The following is a 17,644-nucleotide window of genomic DNA, read 5'->3' as shown; positions in this document are numbered from 1 at the left end:
CCACACCCTGTCCGGAATCTGGAGCCCTGTTCATGTCCCCGCGCCGTCTTTCGTTTCCCGCGTGCCTGCTGCTGTCCTGCCTGTGGACCTCGTCGTGTGGATCCGCGGGGGTGTCACGCGCGTCGGACTTCTCGTCGCTCTCGAGCCCGCCGGGCGTTCCGGAAGCGGTCGCGGTGGATTCGGACAAGACGGTGCGTCCGGACATGCTCGTGGTGCGCTTCTCCCTGCGCCAGGAGACGGACTCCTCCGAGAAGGCCCTGCCGGTGCTGAAGGCGGCGGTGGACCGCTACGTGCGCGCGGCGGCCGAGGCCACGAAGTCCGAGGTGGTGCCGCGTCTGTCGGGCTTCGGCGTGGAGGCGGCGGGCTACGGGCGCAAGATGTCGTCGGACTCTTCCGCGCGGGGGCAGGTGGTGGTGCACGGCGCGCTGGAGGTGGCCCTGCCCGCCACTCTGGACTTCTGGGGCCGCTCGGCGCTGGTGGCGAAGCTGCTCGAGCTGGCGCGCACCACCGCCACCGAGGCGGAGAAGCAGGAGCTGGTCGCCTCGTTCGCGGACCCCGCCCCCGCGCTGCGCGACCCCGAGTCCCACCGTGCCGAGCTGCTCGAACTCTGGGTGAAGCGCACCCGCGCCTTCACCGCCACCGCCCAGGTCGAGTCCGCTCCGCTGGCGCCCGTGGAGTGCACGCCGCCCGGTGCCGTGCAGCAGCGGGCCGTATCGCTGGAGGAGGTTGCCCTGACGCTGCCGGTGAGCTGCCGGCTCGCGGTGGTGCCGGCCAGCGCCGGTGGCAGGCCGGTGGCGGCGGCCGGGAAGTAGCCGCGGGTGGAGGCCTGGGGCGGTGCTATCATTCCAGCGCAACGATGTCCGGAACGCGCTTGCATCCTCCTAGAGCTCCGCACGCCTCCGCGCCAGGTGAGGACTGGGTCGACATCTCGCGTGATGCGGCCACGGGCATCGAGACGATCCGGGCCCACTTCACCGGCCATGCCTACGATCCGCACTTTCATGACGCGTACCTCGTCGGGGTGACGGAGCAGGGACTCCAGGAGTTCTCCTGCCGGAGGGCGATTCACCGCAGCACGCCGGGTCGAGTCATCCTGATCGAACCTGGAGAGATCCATGACGGGCAGGCCCGGGGCGAAGCGGGCTTCACGTACCTGATGCTCTATCTGGAGCCGTCCTGGTTGCTCGAGACCTGTACCCGGGCGGCGGACGGTGCCTTCCCGCACCACCAGGCCGGCTTCCAGGCGATCCTCAATGACGAACCCCGGCTCGCGGGCGCCATCCGCCGGGCGTTCTGGATGCTCCACGAGCCGGAGATGCGGCTCGCGCGGGATGGAGCGTTGGACGCCCTGGCGGAGGCACTGAATCCCCACCTCGGCGCGTCCGTGATGGCCAGAGCGGGAGGGGCGGCGACCCGCGCCGCACGCCGGGCCCGTGACCTGCTGCGCGAGCAGATGGAGCAGGACCTGGGGCTCGAAGAGCTCGCCCGGCTCTGCGGCGCGGACCGCTTTCAGTTGTCACGGGCCTTTCGCGCGGCCTACGGGCTGCCGCCCCACGCCTACCTCGTGCAACTGCGTCTGGCCGCCGCGCGCCGGAAGCTCGCGGCGGGCGAGGCTCCCGCGGCCGTCGCCGCCGCCGTGGGGTTCGCCGACCAGAGCCACCTGGGCCGCTGGTTCCGCCGTGCGTTCGGGCTGACCCCCGCGGCCTACCGTGCGATCTGCACGAACGTTCCAGACGGGAAGTCCCTCCACCGCTGAGGATGCTCGGCGCCAACGGAGGAAAACATGCCCGAGCAGTTCACGACCAAGGTCGCGCTCATCGTGCGCGAGGACCTCGCCATATGGCAGAGGTTGAATGTCACCGCCTTTCTCGCCACCGGCATCGCCGCATCGGCTCCGGATGCCATCGGCGAGCCCTACGAGGATGCCGCGGGGCGACGCTACAGCCGGCTGCTCGGTCAGCCGATGCTCGTCTTCAGCGCCACACGCGCACAACTCCAGGACGCGCACCGGGCCGCCCTCGAGCGGGGACTGACCGCCGCCGTCTACGTGGGCGCCATGTTCTCGACGGGAAATGACGAGGCCAACCGCGCCGCGCTCCGGGCTGAGAATCCGGAGGATCTCGATCTGGTGGGCCTCGCGGTGCGCGGCGATCGGAAGCAGGTCGACAAGGCCGTGAGGGGACTGTCGCTTCACAAGTGATGAGCGCCTGAGCCCTCCGTGAACGTGCCTCGGCCTGGATGGGGGAGGGTGGGGTACGTCACTCGAATTCGTTGACACTCGATCCGCGAATGGGAGGCTGGGCCGTATGTGCTCAATCGCTCATCACCGCATGGTCCTGGCCTCGCTCCTGCTCGCCGCTGGCTGCGCGACGCAAAATCCGTCGCGCTCCGACGAGGCGCGCGGCGGCGCGCCCGCTGATTCCGTGGACGACTACATCCAGGCGGTCATGAGGAAGCACCATGTCCCCGGCGCGGCCCTGGCCGTCGTTCGTGACGGTCAGATCGAGAGGATCTCCACGTACGGCATCGCGGACCTGGAATCCGAGGCGAAGGTCGGGCCCGACACCTCGTTCCAGGTTGCCTCCGCCACCAAGATCTACACCGGCACGCTGGTGATGCTGCTCGTGCAGGAGGGCAAGCTCGGTCTCGACGAGCCTGTCTCGAAATACCTGCCCGATGCGCCGGAAAGCTGGAAAGCCATCACCCTCCGGCACCTTGCCGCCCATACGTCGGGTTTGAAAGACAATCCCGAGGACCAGGAGAGCGCCGCCTCGGTCGCCGAGCGGTACGAGGCCGCCAGGAAGGAGCCTCTGGCCTATACGCCCGGCGAGCGCAGCGAATACGGCCTGACAGACTTCGTCGTGCTCACCCATGTGCTGGAGAAGGTCACGGGCCAGCGCTTCGAGGAGCTGCTCCGGAGCCGCATCTTCGAGCCGCTCGGTTTTTCGTGCACGCGCTACGAGCATGCGCAGCAGCAAGGGCCGGCGCGCGTCGCGGATGTCATTCCGCACCGTGCCACCACCTACCGCTTCGCGGAGGGCGCGCAGCGGCGCGTCTGGTTCCTCTATCCGGTCCACGCCTATGCCGCCGGTGGAGCGTTCTCCTGCGTGAAGGACCTCGCCCGCTGGGCCGTGGCCATGGACCAGGGCACGCTGCTGAGCCCGAAGACGCAGCAGGTCGCCGCCACGGCCTTCAAGCTGAACGACGGTCGCGCGGGCAGCTTCGGCGTGGCGTTCACCCTGGGCAAGCTGCGGGGATTGCCAACCTTCGGGCATTCCGGTGGCGGCTCGCTCGCCGACGTGCTGCGCGCCCCGGACAAGAAGCTGACGGTCATCGTATTGACCAACGAGCAGGGACTCCTCCCGTTCCTGGCTCCCAACGTCGCGAGCTTCTACCTGCCGCCTCTGCCCGCGCTGGACGAGGGCATCACGGACTCGGAGCCTGCCCTGACCACCGTGCTCCGCGGAGCCGTGGAGGGCCTGTTGAACGGCAAGCTCGATGACGCCGCATTCGCGCCGCGCGCACAGCAGGAACTCCTGCCGATACTGCGTGGGTTTGGAACCCCGGAGAACGCCCTCCTTCCGCCCCTCCACCGGATGAGCCTGCTCGAGGACCGTAGGGACGGTGAACAGCGCAAGCGCATCTATCGAGCGGTGTATGGCAAGGATGTCTCGCTGAAATGGACCTTCAGCCTGGACACGGCGGGCAAGATCCTCGATCTGGCGTACGACTGGGAATGATCAGCAGTCACTGCTCGATCGATTGAGGCGGCGGCGGGGCAGTGAAGACGGGCGCGTAGCACTTGCCTTGATGCTCAAAGAGGGCATTCGGGCACTGTGCCTTCAACTCGTGAGGCATCCAGCAGGCCCCCACCAGCTCGACCTCTGTGTAGCGAGTGCAGGGGGGGCGCTTCTGCCCTTTGAAAGGCTCGCGCGGCAGGGGTCGGGCGAGCCCGGGTTGTTCCTGGGTCGTGGTGTTATCCAGCGCGCTGGTGAACGCGTCCGACATTCCGGGATGCATCGGCACCTCGTGGTCCAAGGGCTCGCGCGCGGTTCTCGCCACATGGCTCGGTTCGCTTGGCGGTGGGGACGCGGGAGCGCTGTGGAGCAGCGCGAAAACCAGAGTGCACGCCACAGCGCAGCCTGCCAGTACCAGTCCCAGTCGCCGCCAGGGGTGAGGCTCGCTGGAGGAGGGGAATGCGTCGGCCATGCGCATCATTCCCTCACGCACACCTTCGAACAGGCACACCAGCGCCTCCACCGAGTGTCCGTCGGAGGCCACGGACCAGCGCGAGTCCTCTACCTCTAGGGCCAGATAGTTGGGAGAGGCCGAGGAGATGTAGCGCACCCGCCAGTCCTTCAGTGGCACCTTGCCCTCCACGGTGGCGGGATTGAGCACCAGGGCCGTAGCCCCGTTCTTCTCGTTCGTGGCCCTATAGAGGGCTCCCCGGCCGTGCTCGTCCTGCGGCATCTGCTCGCGCAGCAGGTACGGCCCCACCTTCTCTGCTTCCTCTCAGCTCGACCCGGTCTTCTTCTCCAGGCGTTCCCCTCATGTCCTCCCCACTCGCGAGAGGGCCTGAACCTATCGTTTGCACCGGGCCGGGTCTCCTATCCAGGATGTGCACGGTGGCTCAGAATCATCCTACCCTCCAGGCGTGGCTCCTACTTGGCGAGGCAGCTGCGTCAGGGGGTTGGACAGATTACCCTCACAGGTAGAGGTCACCATTACTGTGCCCCATGTAGTAGGTGAACTAAGTTCGAGTTTCGCAGTTTTGAGCGCTCAGGAGGAGCGAGCAGCGGATGAGCTGGTGGGCAGAGGAGCCCTCGCTCCCGGTGGCGCCTTCCAGCTTGCCTGAAGATGGCACAGGGGAGCGAAGCTGGAGAGCGCGTCAGCAGGACATTAGAAGTCATGAAGGAGAAGCTGACGGGAGAGGTGGGTTGCTGAACGGGACAGACAACGCCTCGGCCCGACAGGAGACCCGCCATGATGCTGCCCGACATGTTCCTGCAACTGGTGCTGCAAATGGGCGCCAGCATGACGACGCCCACGCTCTGCTCGTTGGTAACGCTGGTGAAGGGGTGGCTGTTCGCCGGCAAGCATACCCTCACCGGGGTGCTGGTGGCGGTGGGGGCCGCTGGCCCCAAACACTTTTCGGCCTACTACCGGCTGTTCGCCGCGGCGCGCTGGAGCCTGGACGCGCTGGGCCTGGCGCTCTTCCACCTCATTGTGCCCCTGCTGGCGCCGGGCCCCGTGCCGCTCACTCTTGATGACACCCTGGCTCGCAAGCATGGGTTGAAGGTATTCGGCGCCGGTATGCACCATGACCCTCTGGCCAGCAGCCGCAGGTACGCGGTGACCAGTTGGGGCCACTCCTGGGTGGTGCTGGCCGTACGCGTGCAACTGCCCTGCATTCCGGGCCGCTTCTTCAGCCTGCCCATTCTCTTCCGCCTCTACCTCAACCAGAAGGCCGCTGCTCGCTGGCTCATGACGTACCGCACCCGGCCCGAGCTGGCCGTGCAACTGCTGCAGCGCCTGTGCGGCAGTTGCCCTCAACGACACTTCCACGTGTACGCCGACTCCGCCTACGGTGGGCAGAGCGTGTTGGCCCACCTGCCGTCCAATTGCGACCTCACCAGCCGTCTGCCGCTGGATGCGCGCCTGTACGCACCGCCTCCTGAGCATCGCCCTGGTACTCGGGGCCGGCCGCGCAGACGTGGAGAGCGTCTGCCCTCGCCGCGACAGATGCTCGAGCAGCAGCAGGCCCGTCGTCTGACGCTCGAGCTGTATGGCCGCCAGGACAAGGTGCGCGTGGTGCAGGCCGTGGCTCACTGGTACGCCGTACCCCAGCTGCGCGCGTCGGCCCATCGTGATCACCAGGATCGGAGCATCGTGATCAGCGAGATCGGAGCATCGTGATCACCGGGATCGGCCATCGTGCTCAGCGGGCCAAGGTGCCCGAGGACTACGCTGGAGGTCAGGTGGTTCGCCCTACGGGGCCCGTCGGCTGGTAGCAACCGGACGCGGGAGGGCGGGCGAGCCGAGCGAGCACGCTGGACGGCATTCGTCGACGGCCCTCCGCGAGGAGGGCCGATGGCCACGGAGCGACTGTCCATGCGTCACATACGAGAAGTGCTACGGCAGAAGTGGGAGCAGAAGAGAAGCCACCGGGAGGTGGCCAGCAGCCTGGGAATCAGCGCGGGGGCGGTGGGGAGCGTGCTGGCGCGCGCTGCGGCGGCGAAGCTGAGCTGGGAGCAGGTGGAGCAGATGCGGGAGGAGGAGCTGGAGGAGCGGCTGTATGGCGCCGTGCCGAAGCCCACGGCCCAGAGGCCCCTGCCCGACCCGGTGTACATCCACACGGAGAGAAAGAAGCCCGGCGTCACGCTGGAGCTGTTGCACCTGGAGTACCTGGAGAAACACCCGGAGGGGTACCGCTACACGCAGTTCTGCGAGTACTACCGGCAGTGGTTGGCCAAACACCGGCTCACCATGAGGCAGGAGCACCGGGCGGGAGAAAAGCTCTTCGTCGACTACTCGGGAAACAAGCCGCACCTGGTGGACGAGACAACGGGCGAGCGCGTGGAGGTGGAGCTGTTCGTGGCGGTGCTGGGGGCCTCCAACTACACGTACGCGGAGGCCACGCGCACGCAGCGAGGGCCGGACTTCATCGCCAGTCACCAGCGCTGCTTCGTGTACCTCGGTGGCGTGCCGGGAGCGCTGGTGCCTGACCAGCTCAAGAGCGGGGTGACGCGCGCGTGCCGCTACGAGCCGGGAGTGCAGCGCACGTACGAGGAATTCGCGCGGCACTGCGGCACGGTGGTGCTGCCAGCGCGCCCGCGCTCGCCCCGGGACAAGGCGAAGGTGGAGGTGGGCGTGCTGGTGGTGCAGCGCTGGCTACTGGCGCGGCTGCGCCACCACACCTTCTTCTCGCTGGAGGCGCTCAACGAGCGCATTGGCGAGCTGCTGGAGGACCTCAATAACCGAAAAATGAGGCTGTACGACGCGAGCCGGAGAGAGCTCTTCGAGCGGCTGGACAAACCGGCGCTGCGGCCGCTACCGGCCGAGGCTTTCACCTACGGCGAGTGGAAGCAGGTGCGAGTCAACATCGACTACCACGTGCAGGTGCACCATCACTTCTACTCGGTGCCGTACGCGCTGGTGCACCAGGTGCTGGAGGCGCGAGTGACGGCCACCACGGTGGAGCTGTACCAGCGCGGCGAGCGCGTGGCGAGTCACGTGCGTAGCGACGAGCGGGGCCGGCACACCACGCAGCCGGAGCACATGCCCAAGGCGCACCAGAAGCACCTGGAGTGGACGCCCTCGCGGCTGGTGCACTGGGCGGGCACCATCGGCCCCAACACCCAGAAGCTGGTGGAGAGCATCCTGCGCGAGCGTCCTCACCCGGAGCTGGGTTACCGCTCCTGCCTGGGGATACTGCGGCTGGCCAGGCGCTACGGCAACGAGCGGCTGGAGGCGGCGTGCACGCGAGCCCTGGCCGTGAGCGCCCGCTCCTTCCGGCACGTGGACTCCATTCTCCAGAATGGGCTGGACCGGCTCGCCCCACCAACGGACGAAGCGCAACCGGAGCTCGCCGCGCAGACGCACGAGAACGTGCGCGGCAGCGACTACTACCACTGACCCTCACGCTACCCACGAGCCTCGTGCGTGAGGGGCGCGCCGTCGCACTGCGTGCGCCGGCGCGCGACGACGAAGCTCTCCAACACCGCGGCACCCAAGCAGGTGCCACACACCCGAGGACAAGCACATGCTGAACGAACCGACGATGCAGAAGCTGCACTCCCTGAAGCTCTCCGCCCTGGCGGCCGAGTGGGAACGGCAGCAGAAGGACCCCGAGCTGGCGAAGCTGTCCTTCGATGAGCGGCTGGGGATGTTGGTGGACGCCGAGTGGCTGCACCGGGAGAACGCGCGTACGGCGCGCTGCCTGCGCGAGGCGAAGCTGCGGCTGAGCAGCGCGAGCCTGGAGGACCTCGACTACGCGCCCAAGCGCGAGCTGGACAAGAGTCTGGTGCGCCAGCTGGGCTCGTGCCGCTGGGTGGCCGAGCACCAGAACGTGGTGATTACGGGAGCCACGGGGACCGGCAAGACGTACCTGGCCTGCGCACTGGCGGAGGCTGCGTGCCGCAAGGGCTACAAGGCGCTCTACCGCAGAGCGCCCCGGCTCTTCGACGAGCTGACGCTGGCACACGCGGATGGCTCGTACGCGCGGGTGCTGGCGCGTCTGGCCAAGGTGGACGTGCTGGTCATCGACGACTGGGGGCTGGCTCCACTCAAGGAGCAGGAGCGCCGGGACATGCTCGAGATTCTCGAGGACAGGTACGGCAACCGCAGCACCCTCATGACCAGCCAGCTGCCCACCACGAAGTGGCACGACCACCTGGGGGACCCGACGGTAGCCGACGCTATTTGCGACAGGGTGCTACATAACTCCCATCGGGTCGTGTTAAAGGGCCCCTCCCGCAGGAAGGAGGAGTCTGCGGAGAAGTAGGTCCCCGGTCAGCGTCGCTTCGCTCCGATCACGATGACCGATCCACCTGATCACGATCGACCGATCTGGGTGATCACGATGGCCGGAATACGCACCAGCGACCTCTCAAGGTGGTAGCCGTCGAGCCTCTGACGGGTGGCCGTCCCGTGCAAGCCTTCTACTCCACCGCCACCGAGACGTCCGTCGAGGGGGTGCTGGGTGGATACGCGGGGCGCTGGTCCATCGACGAGGCCTTCCAGGGCAGCAAGAGCCACCTGGGCTTCGAGGAGCCGCAAGGCTGGAGCCGTCAGGCCGTGCGACGTACCGCGCCTCTGGCCATGCTCCTCTACAGCCTGACGGTGCTGTGGTTTGCCCAGGAGGGCCATACCCTCTACAAGCCTCCCTTTCGGCCCTGGTACCGCCACAAGCTACGCCCCTCCTTCGCCGACATGCTCACCACCCTGCGCTACGCCTGTCTGCGCGCCGCGATTTCTGCGAACCCTCATGCCGAGCAGGGTCGACAAAACCTCCTCTTGCTCCTGCCTGGCTCCTTGAGGGCGGTGGCTTGACCCCCGTCCAAAAGTGCGAAACTCGAACTAAGTAGTGGTGGAAGTTCTGCGCGCGCGGTGGCTACCGGTGCTACCGGGGGGCGTCGGCAGCGTGCGGCTGCACACAAGTGCAGCCCGCTGCGGCATGCCTCAACGTTGTTAGGTGTTGCGGGAGCTGTGCGAGCGGTACCGTGCTCGCGTCGTATCGGTCCGCGCGGCAGCAACTCGTTGGATGCGGCGAGACTTCTCGGTCTGATTTCCTCTCATCTCATTCCCGACTCTCGTTGCGCTTGGGCTAATCGCTCAAGCTTTGAAATCCTTTGGGTACTCGGGATTGAAAGAGGCGCGAAGTAAGTCAGGGGATGTTATGCTCGATGTCGCATAGCTCGGACAATGCGAATTCGTACAGGAATTTTGAGCTAGTATATGCTGCATAGGCTTGATATTCATCGTTTTTATTGGCGTCTCCGAAATCACAAATTGACTTGATTGACATCGCGTCAGGACGAGGTGCTTTGCTTGCCCGTGCTGCAACAAAAACACCATAGGTCTCCATTTCTACGCCAATCAGTTTTCGATTATGTTCAACTATCTCATCGATCAAGGGTTTGTTTTCAAGAACTGCAGCGCCGGATGCGATTGGGCCTAGTCGGGCTTTCAACTCCGTCGGGACCTGACTTCTTGTCCATCCTTCACGGATCTCTCGGACTGTTTTTTTTGACATCAAGAAATAGCTTACTTTTGCTTTTAAGAGTGGGCTAAGCGGAATTGCGACAGGCGCTGGCTCAAATATGCTACCCCGCCTTTTTATGAATTTGTTTTTCCCACTTCCGTAGTCCCATGACTGGTCGGCTATCAATATGTCGCCGAAGCTTCCTTTTACCCCAGCGGCTATACCTGTCATTACGACATACCTGGGCCGGAAGTTCTCAATGATCTTCATTGTCAGAGCAGCCGCAGCAGGCATTCCCATTTCAGTCGCGGACGCCGCAACGACAGATAATTTCTTGTCGTCTCGTGTAAAGCTGCCAACATGATAGATCGTCTCGTCCCCGTCGATAGGCTTTTTTTGCCAATTCCCGGGAAGTTCCAGTACACTCTCAAGCTCGATTTCATGCAAGGCAGTGATAACAGCCAGGTCGCATGAGTATCCATCTCGGCGAGCGCTATGGGTCTCCACTATGTGTACGAGCTTTCGTCCAAGACGCTCTTCCCATGAGTCAGATGAGGGGTCGTAATGGACGATATGCCAGAGATCTCCATCAAACTCACTTTCGCACTCTTTTGCAAGATTGTCGAAAGCGGTAAGTCCTAAAATGTGTGTGGGTCGCTTCCACTCCTTTCTGCGTCGCAGCTCTTTCAATAAACGTATTCCGCCGTCGCTACGTGGTTCCTCGTCCGCCCGGATGGGAATGTTCAGATCCAAGACCACCAGATCAAATAGAGTGCTGCGCAAGAATGGGGCTGCGTCAGTAATCGTTCCTGTTGTCGATATCTCAAATTCGCTGCCGCCAAGGAATGAGGAGGCAACGTCTCGAATCTTGTTTGCCTTTGAGACGTCGTCGTCGACGATGAGGATCTTTATCATGGTCTTATCCTTCAATGATTAGTCGAACGTTGTTTAGAGTCTGTTCCAAATGATCACGCCAGCTCGACTCTGATGGTTGGTAGAATATGGTTGTTAGATAGTTGTCGGGGAATTCCGATTGGAGCTTCGTCTTGAGCTGTTCAAGTGTCATGACATCTGCTCCCTCTCCAAAGCTTTCAAATTGAGTGACGATTACTATCTTGGATTTTAATTTTCTCCTTTTTATTGCGCTTAAGATTTCTCTACCTGCGTATGGGCGGATTCTTCCTCCTTTCTCCGCCAAGGAGATTTCGTATGTGGGCATGGTCATGTCGAGAACTATCAGGTCGGGTACGGTTGTTATCGCCTCCTTGAGGCCGCTTTGATATGCACGCCGTTCATTGATATTTGCATCTGATGCGGCTTCTCGAAGAAAATCACATATCTTCTTGGCCTTGTTGTGGTCGTCCTCAATGACGAGAATTCGCATGCAGCAGCCCCTTGAGTCCCATTTCGATTATCACCTCGAAAGCTCCGGCGTCAGTTATGCTGATGGAGACGGAGTAGTCCTCACCTCTATCCAGGTCGTGACGAATAAGCTTGTGCAGTTTGTAATAGCCGCTGCCCCCTTCTGTGCGAATTGTCCTTGCCAAGGTCGTGTTGGATTTGATGTTGTTTAGGTTTGATATTTTTGCTTGTAGAACTGGAGTGTCGACAGATGGGCCTATTGGGTTCGAGACTCGGAGCGAGAGTCGGCTATCCTGTACCGAGACATCGAGTTTGGGCCGAAACGGTGGACGAGAATGTCGTACAATGTTCTCAAGCAATATGAAGAGAACGTCAACGAATCCTGCGAACGACTCTCCCTTGAATGTCTCTTGGGTGGATATCGATGTCTCTAGCCAAAGGTATGAAGTCGGGAAGCATCTGCGAACGACCTCTGTTGCTGTTTCGGAGAGCAGGGTGAACTTGAAATCTGGCGCAGCCTTCTCGCTTGCCGCCCGGAACCAAGCAGAAATCGTTTCGATTTCGTTCTGAATGCCCGTGCGACATCGGGTCACAGCATCTCCAAATGAGGAGTGCCGGATCTCGCCATGAAGGTCGAATATTTTTCCAGCTACTGTGTCGAGAGCTTCTGTGAGTTGCTCTCTGAGCTCGACTTTTATTCTGTTGACAACCCTTGCAAGATTGTCGGTTGTTCGATTCCAGAGTTCGTTGAAGATCGCTTGCAAAAAACTATTGTATGTTGTTGTTTTTATGTTTTTGATGTAAAGGTCTAGTATTTGGCTGTTTGTGTAGTCGAAGTCAAAAAGGCCTTCTCCCGCGTTGGATGGGCCTTTGATTTGGATCCACTTGCTTTTTACTGTTTCAATTATTGAATCAATGCGATGCGAGAATTCACGCAAGAATGCGTCGGCGCTATTTTCGATTGCAGAGCCAAAGCGAGAGAATACTCGTTCAGACCAGAAGTCGTTTTTGTCATAGGCTCCGTCGGAGTTGCTGCGGCGAGTTATTAGGTTTTCCTTCTCGAATTGACTCCTGATTTGACCGGATAATGTTCCGTGGCGGATTCTCACGCTCAGGTAGGAGTCCAAGCCGTACTCATTGCTTGATATGAATCTGTTTTTTAACTCGTTGAAGAGTTCACTGAATTGATGCAAGCCGGCATCACTGACAACGAAGATGTCTTCGTCCTCTTTGAAGGAGATGCCTTTGAGTGACAAGTTGGCACGCAGTCCTTGGTCGAGACGTGAGTAAGACACGTATCGTTCAAATCTCTCCTTGAATAGAGAGTCAAGTGAGTGTGCGATTCCCTTGGTGTCGATGTAGACCTTGCTTTCATCCAAGTGGATCATTGCACTGCGAATCATTCCGGCTTGCGTGAGTTCAGAGATTTCTCGTGAGTAGATTTCCGCGTTTTTTGGATCAAGAAGGAGCAGCCACTGGCAAATCTTGATTCTCTCGTTCTCCAGGTCAGCGGAACTTCCGTATGCTATCGAGAAATCCAAGACTTCGGGAATGCATATGTATCGTAAGAAGAAGATAAGTTTGCGCTGGTCGAGCGATTCAGCAATTTGGTTCAATTCACTCGGTCGTTCGATTTCAATGGAATTCAAAAAGTCTTCGCACGCGTAATACAGAGCTTCATTCTCTTTGAGTTCACCCTTGTTGGAGTAGTGAATGTAGCATGCGATTGGCCAACAAATGTCGCCTGCTAGGGCGCTATCTGGGTTTTCTTGGCAGTTCTTTACCAGTTCGTCTAGAGAAACCGAGATAAGTAATGCTCTTTGGTTTAAATAGGTGTCAACTATTAGTTCGGCGCTTTCTCTGAATTGGCGAGTGTTTAGCAGGCATTCCAGAAGACCGAGGGTTGCTCTTTGTTTGAGCGGCGGTGATGCTCTGTTTTTATCGAGCAATTGCCTGTAGATGGATGCAGCCCCCGCGAAATCGCCAGAGCGCATCAGCGCGTATGCTTTATAGTTCTGCCACCTTGTTTCGGGTATTCCTGTGACAGGTTGGGAAAAAGGCGGATCTCCATGTACGGCGGCGAACAGTCTTGCTGTTGATTCTACTGGAGTTATTTTTGTGAGTTGATCGAGGTATTTTCGAGAATCAGATCTTGCGCGAAACAGAGACGATACCCTGGGCGTCGGTGCCGAACTGTTGATCGCGCCGAACAGGCGTGGGTTGAGGGCATGGCGAGGGTTCTCCTGGTTCAGCACGAACGCCAAGAGTTGATCAGCAAGCTGCATGCCATCTAGGCTGCCTGCGAGTTTTCTTAAGAGTCTTAGTGAGTCAACTGTCTTGTCGCTTTTGTTCAGAACGTCAAACGTAGCGTTTAGGATTTCACTTGCCAGCGACTGTTGAGCGAAAGGAGATGAAGGTTTTTGCTCAAGATGGAGTGATGCCTCTGCGTTTAATTCATAGAATTCAAAGCAATCCGGATACTTGTTTAGTGCGTCGAGAGATAGCTTTTCTGCGCTTTGATAGTCTCCGGATGTGTATGAATCAATGGCTGTCATCAACAGGCGCCCCTGTTCTGACGGCTTGACCGGTGTTGATGGCTCGTGGAGATGTCGGAGCATTAAGAGGCGTGAATCTCGAAACTGCTCTGATGCCCTGAGTACGCATGCTCGGACTGTCTGAAGTAGTTCCGCGTCAGCCGTAGCTTGAAGAATGGAGAGGATCCTGATGTAATTCGCGTAGCGATCGATAGCTGGATGTACGCTTTCTCTGTGAAGGATGTAGTCTAGATGTTTGTAATTGTCCAGGCTTGAAAATGCGAGTATGAAGCAGATGTGCTCCACCGGGGCGTCTCGTTCCGGTTGGTCTGCGAATGCTTTTCGAAAAGACGCTACTTCTTTGTCGTAATTTGAGCTTGATAGGTTTTTTTCTGTGCGCTGGCTGTAATATGCTGCGATGAATTGGGTGTATTGCTGGGGGCTGTTGTTTCTGAGAGTCTGGAGGAATTCGCGATTCTCCTTTAGGCCGCCGCGATATTCAGCCAATAATAGGTGTGAGTTTATGAGCCAAAAGGATTGGCCGAATTCTTTTTGTATTTGATCTAGATTGTATTGGGCTGCGGAAAAGTCGTTTCGCAAGAGTGCTTGATCGAAATGACGCTTGGTCTCTAGGAACGTGTTTAGTTCTTGAGAGAGCTGGCAAAGTACTTCCGTGGTCCATGTGAGTTCGGTTGCTATGTTTTCGGAGAAATGTGTGGTGGGGTGTTTTGAGATTGAGTCGTATGTGTTGGGGAATGGATTCCCAGTAGCGAATAGGCGTATGGCTGTGCTGGGGGCCTCTCGCAGCGCCATCCTGATAGTCATTGGGCTTTCGAGTTTCAGTCTGGCGATGTCAGACATGTACTCGTTTGGGTCGAGCCAGTAGCTCTCGAGGTTTTTAACTGCTTGGCGCTTTTGGTCGAGCTTGATGAGTTTTGAGGATCTGTGTTTTTTGTGCATTAATTGTGACTCCTGGACTGTAGCGCCTGATGGTTGATGAGCGAGTGTTGGGTGTGAACGGGAGCGAGCAGCCAACTTTAAAGAGCATTATGGCTGATGAGGAAGTAAAGGCGCAGAGAATCTGCATATGCATGAAGGAAGCGCTCTACTGCTCTGTCACAGGGCAAGCAACTTAAACTCAAAAGTGCTTGTTACTGGCAACCATCACCGAAAGCGCGTGGGAGCGCGATACTTGACACCTGCTCCCGCTGTTGCAGCAGGCGTGGGGGAGGGGGCTGAAGGACATGACCAACCGGCACTCACTCCGGCAATACAGTGAAAAGGGAACCTGAGTCCGCTCAAGTAATGATGCCGGGCACGGGGCCGGAGCGGGGCAGGGTGACGGCCACCCGGGTGCGCTCGGCTTCGCTGGTCAGCGCGAGGCTCGCGCGTCCGGCGTAGGCGAGCGCGAGTCGGCGCTCCACCGTGGGCAGTCCACTGCTTCCCTCGCGCGGCCCCTTGGAGGCGCCGGGGTTCTCCAGGGTGAAGGCGAGCTCGTCGCCTCGTGCCCTCACCGTGAGGGTGATGGGCCCGCGGTGGCCGGCGGCGGGCCCGTGCTTCACCGCGTTCTCCGCCAGTGGCAGCAGCACCAGCGGCGGTACGGGGAATGACTCCAGGCCTGGTTCCACCTCCACCGAGAGCTGGAAGAGGCCCGGATCTCTCAGCAGGTGCAGGTCGAACAGCGTGCGCACCAGCTCCAGCTCGCGCTCCAGCGGCCAGGTGGCGGCCCTCACCCCGGCCAGCACGCTGCGCAGCATGGCGGAGAGTCTCAGCACGGCCGCCTCGGCCACCGCTCCATCCGTCTGGCACCACTCAGCGATGGCGTTCAGCGTGTTGAAGAGGAAGTGCGGATCCAGGTGGCTGCGCAGCGCCAGCAGCTGCGCCTGCTCCGCCTCCAGCTCGAGCCGCGCCGCACGGGCCCTCTCTCGGGCGAGGCTCTCCTCGAAGCCGATGTCCCTCCCCAGTCCCCATCCGCCCACCAGGAACAGCGCCATGCACACCGCCAGGCTGTACCGGTCCGTCAGGAAGGTGCGCCCGATGTCCAGCAACTGCGGCAGCACCACGCCCACCGAGAGCACGACGCCCACTCCCACCGTGGCGTAGAGCAGCAGCCGGATGCCTCCGTGGCTGAAGTCGAGTCCCTCGGGGAAGATGACGCGGTAGGACACCGGGGCCACCGCCACGCACACGGCGCACATCAGCACGCCCAGCGGGCCCGCCATGCTCTGGTGGCTGAAGCGCGCCTGCGCCGCCACCAGCGGCAGGCTCACGAGCACGATCGGGATGAGCCGCCTGGGCACCAGGAGCGCCTTGAGCGTGGCGCGGACGATGGAGCCTTCGTTCATGGTGGACCGCGTCCCAGCATACCACCCGGTCCCGGCCCAGGCGGTGAGGCTCACGGGCTCGCTTCCCGGGTCTCCCTGGCGCCCAGTGCCAGCGCACCCAGCAGAACCAGCGGGAAGAGGACGACGGCCAGGGGCACGAGCAGCGAGGCGCGCATGGTTGGCTCCGGTGTGGGGGTCATCCGGAGAGTGTCTCGTCCGCCCCTGACATGGGAGACCGTCCCGGCGAGCGGTCGGATGCCACCCGTGAACGGTCTCCCCCGAGCCTCAGCGCGCGAGCGTGTCCACCAGCGACTTCGCGTGGACGATGCAGTCGAGGATGCCGATGCCCTTGTAGGCGTTGCCCGTCAGGTGCAGCCCCGGCCAGCGCGCCACTCCCTCGTCGATCGCCGCCACCCGGTCCAGGTGCCCCACGTTGTACTGGGGGATGCCCCGCTTCCACTGGATGACCTCCGAGAAGATGGGCTCGGCCGTCACCCCGGCCAGCTCCCGCAGCTCCTCGCGCACCAGCGTCACCAGCGCCTCTTCGTCCAGCTCCACAAGGTCCGGCCTCTTCGCCCCTCCCACCATGCACGTATAGAGGATGCGTCCTCCCTCCGCCCGCCAGGGGAACGTCGACGAGGCGTGGATCGTGCCGAGGATGCGTCTCCGCTCCACCGTGGGCACCAGGAAGCCGAAGCCGTCCGGAGGCGGCATCGAGCCCGGCGCGAAGCCCAGGTGCACCACCGCGATCGGCGCGTACGCGATGCCCTCCATTCGCGTCGCCAGCTTCTCGTCCAGCGGCCTCAGCAGCCCCGCCGCCACGTACGCCGGCACTGCCAGCACCACCTGGTCCGCCTCCAGCTCCGCCTGCCGTCCGTGCTCCTCCACCGCCAGCTTCCAGCCCGTCCCCTCCCGCCTCAGCCCCGTCACTCGCGCACCCGTCCGCGCCGCAGGCCCCAGCGCCCGAGCCAGCGCTTCCACCAGCACCTCCAGGCCTCCGTCGAACGAGCACACCGCCCCCGACGGCTTCGGCGCCCCCTCTCCCGGCGGCAGCGCCTTGCGCTCCTCCGCCCTCGCCCTCGCCATGCCCAGCACCAGGCTCCGGTGCTTCTTCTCCAGCTCCACCACCCGCGGGAACACCGCCCCCACGCTCAGCGCCTCCACGTCCCCCGCGTAGATGCCCGTCTGCATCGCATCCACCAGCACCTCTGTGGCCACCTTCCCCACATGTCGGCGCCCGAAGGCCGCCAGCGACTCGTCCCCCTCGGGCGCACGCCGCGTGAACAGCTCCCCCGCCATCCGGAGCTTCGCTCCCAGTGGGAGGATGTCCGACTTCAGGAAGGCCGGCGGCGACATCGGCAGCGCCCTCAGCTTCCCTCGCGTGTAGAGGTAGCGCCTCTTCGCCCCCGGGTCCGCCGCTCGGATACGCCCCTCGATTCCCAGGCTCGCCGCCAGCTCCCTCAGGCTCGGCTCCCGGTCCACGAAGCTGTTCGGGCCCGCCTCCGTGATGAAGCCCTCCCTCTTCCTCGTCTGGATGTTGCCCCCCAGCCGCGCCCCCGCCTCCAACAGCGTCACCTCGGCTCCCCTCGCGCGCAGCCCATGGGCCAGTGTCAACCCGCTGACCCCTCCTCCGATGATCACGACGCTCATGTGACTGGTTCCACTCCTGGTGCAAATACCGGTTTCAACCGGTCATCACTCCCCGGTCAAGTGCCGCGAGG

General features: G+C 61.9%; 12 protein-coding genes and 2 pseudogenes. 8 read left to right on the top strand and 6 right to left on the bottom strand.

All coding sequences use genetic code 11. The features are described 5' to 3' along the window. Positions 1 to 32 precede the first annotated feature (32 nt). From JRI60_RS54770 to JRI60_RS41840, 4 genes are all read left to right on the top strand, one after another. On the top strand, positions 33 to 812 hold the full coding sequence (locus JRI60_RS54770) for a hypothetical protein (RefSeq protein WP_204221657.1): 780 nt from the start codon (positions 33 to 35) through the stop codon (positions 810 to 812). 59 nt (positions 813 to 871) lie between these two features. Continuing rightward, a complete protein-coding gene (locus tag JRI60_RS41850) occupies positions 872 to 1,756 on the top strand; it encodes an AraC family transcriptional regulator (RefSeq protein WP_239470043.1) in 885 nt (294 codons plus the stop codon). Between the two features lie 27 nt (positions 1,757 to 1,783). After that, positions 1,784 to 2,200: a DUF2000 domain-containing protein gene (locus JRI60_RS41845; protein ID WP_204221655.1), complete on the top strand. Its 417-nt coding sequence runs from the start codon at positions 1,784 to 1,786 to the stop codon at positions 2,198 to 2,200. A gap of 106 nt (positions 2,201 to 2,306) precedes the next feature. Continuing rightward, complete coding sequence (locus JRI60_RS41840; protein WP_204221654.1) at positions 2,307 to 3,740, top strand: serine hydrolase domain-containing protein; 1,434 nt, start codon at positions 2,307 to 2,309, stop codon at positions 3,738 to 3,740. Between the two features lie 7 nt (positions 3,741 to 3,747). Here the strand turns inward: JRI60_RS41840 and JRI60_RS41835 are convergent, their stop codons facing one another. After that, positions 3,748 to 4,497 carry a hypothetical protein gene (locus JRI60_RS41835; RefSeq protein WP_204221653.1) on the bottom strand — a complete coding sequence of 250 codons (750 nt, stop codon included), beginning with the start codon at positions 4,495 to 4,497 and terminating at the stop codon, positions 3,748 to 3,750. Between the two features lie 486 nt (positions 4,498 to 4,983). On the opposite strand from JRI60_RS41835, the pseudogene JRI60_RS41830 reads away from it, so the two are divergent. From JRI60_RS41830 to JRI60_RS41815, 4 genes and pseudogenes are all read left to right on the top strand, one after another. Continuing rightward, positions 4,984 to 5,844 (top strand): annotated as a pseudogene (locus JRI60_RS41830) (IS701 family transposase); the annotation flags it as partial. Positions 5,845 to 6,090: 246 nt separating this feature from the next. Continuing rightward, positions 6,091 to 7,635, top strand: a complete 1,545-nt coding sequence (gene istA, locus JRI60_RS41825; protein WP_204220288.1) for an IS21 family transposase — start codon at positions 6,091 to 6,093, stop codon at positions 7,633 to 7,635. A gap of 127 nt (positions 7,636 to 7,762) precedes the next feature. Beyond that, positions 7,763 to 8,503, top strand: coding sequence for an IS21-like element helper ATPase IstB (gene istB, locus JRI60_RS41820; RefSeq protein ID WP_204220289.1), 741 nt, complete (start codon positions 7,763 to 7,765; stop codon positions 8,501 to 8,503). A gap of 98 nt (positions 8,504 to 8,601) precedes the next feature. Beyond that, positions 8,602 to 9,051, top strand: a pseudogene (locus JRI60_RS41815) (IS701 family transposase); the annotation flags it as partial. 334 nt (positions 9,052 to 9,385) lie between these two features. Here the strand turns inward: JRI60_RS41815 and JRI60_RS41810 are convergent. The 5 genes from JRI60_RS41810 to hemG form a co-directional block, all read right to left on the bottom strand. Then, the gene (locus tag JRI60_RS41810; protein ID WP_204221651.1) at positions 9,386 to 10,618 is read right to left on the bottom strand and encodes a hypothetical protein; all 1,233 of its coding nucleotides are present in this window, start codon (positions 10,616 to 10,618) and stop codon (positions 9,386 to 9,388) included. A gap of 4 nt (positions 10,619 to 10,622) precedes the next feature. Next, positions 10,623 to 11,087 carry a hypothetical protein gene (locus JRI60_RS41805; RefSeq protein WP_204221650.1) on the bottom strand — a complete coding sequence of 155 codons (465 nt, stop codon included), beginning with the start codon at positions 11,085 to 11,087 and terminating at the stop codon, positions 10,623 to 10,625. Next, positions 11,068 to 14,559, bottom strand: coding sequence for a tetratricopeptide repeat protein (locus JRI60_RS41800; protein ID WP_204221649.1), 3,492 nt, complete (start codon positions 14,557 to 14,559; stop codon positions 11,068 to 11,070). The genes JRI60_RS41805 and JRI60_RS41800 overlap by 20 nt, the downstream gene beginning before the upstream one ends. A gap of 338 nt (positions 14,560 to 14,897) precedes the next feature. After that, positions 14,898 to 15,944, bottom strand: coding sequence for a sensor histidine kinase (locus tag JRI60_RS41795; RefSeq protein ID WP_204221648.1), 1,047 nt, complete (start codon positions 15,942 to 15,944; stop codon positions 14,898 to 14,900). A 264-nt stretch (positions 15,945 to 16,208) separates the two neighbouring features. Next, complete coding sequence (hemG, locus tag JRI60_RS41790; protein WP_204221647.1) at positions 16,209 to 17,573, bottom strand: protoporphyrinogen oxidase; 1,365 nt, start codon at positions 17,571 to 17,573, stop codon at positions 16,209 to 16,211. Positions 17,574 to 17,644 lie beyond the last annotated feature (71 nt).

The organism is Archangium violaceum (assembly GCF_016887565.1).
In the GTDB taxonomy this organism is placed as follows: Bacteria; Myxococcota; Myxococcia; order Myxococcales; family Myxococcaceae; genus Archangium; species Archangium violaceum_B.
This window is presented reverse-complemented; position numbering and strand designations above follow the sequence as displayed.

What these genes read in the sequence shown, in the direction of transcription:
- JRI60_RS54770 (WP_204221657.1), top strand. Translation starts at nt 33, where the DNA reads ATGTCCCCGCGCCGTCTTTCGTTTCCCGCGTGCCTGCTGCTGTCCTGC.
- JRI60_RS41845 (WP_204221655.1), top strand. Translation starts at nt 1,784, where the DNA reads ATGCCCGAGCAGTTCACGACCAAGGTCGCGCTCATCGTGCGCGAGGAC.
- JRI60_RS41840 (WP_204221654.1), top strand. Translation starts at nt 2,307, where the DNA reads ATGTGCTCAATCGCTCATCACCGCATGGTCCTGGCCTCGCTCCTGCTC.
- istA (WP_204220288.1), top strand. Translation starts at nt 6,091, where the DNA reads ATGGCCACGGAGCGACTGTCCATGCGTCACATACGAGAAGTGCTACGG.
- istB (WP_204220289.1), top strand. Translation starts at nt 7,763, where the DNA reads ATGCTGAACGAACCGACGATGCAGAAGCTGCACTCCCTGAAGCTCTCC.
- JRI60_RS41810 (WP_204221651.1), bottom strand. Translation starts at nt 10,618, where the DNA reads ATGATAAAGATCCTCATCGTCGACGACGACGTCTCAAAGGCAAACAAG.
- JRI60_RS41805 (WP_204221650.1), bottom strand. Translation starts at nt 11,087, where the DNA reads ATGCGAATTCTCGTCATTGAGGACGACCACAACAAGGCCAAGAAGATA.
- JRI60_RS41800 (WP_204221649.1), bottom strand. Translation starts at nt 14,559, where the DNA reads ATGCACAAAAAACACAGATCCTCAAAACTCATCAAGCTCGACCAAAAG.
- JRI60_RS41795 (WP_204221648.1), bottom strand. Translation starts at nt 15,944, where the DNA reads ATGAACGAAGGCTCCATCGTCCGCGCCACGCTCAAGGCGCTCCTGGTG.
- hemG (WP_204221647.1), bottom strand. Translation starts at nt 17,573, where the DNA reads ATGAGCGTCGTGATCATCGGAGGAGGGGTCAGCGGGTTGACACTGGCC.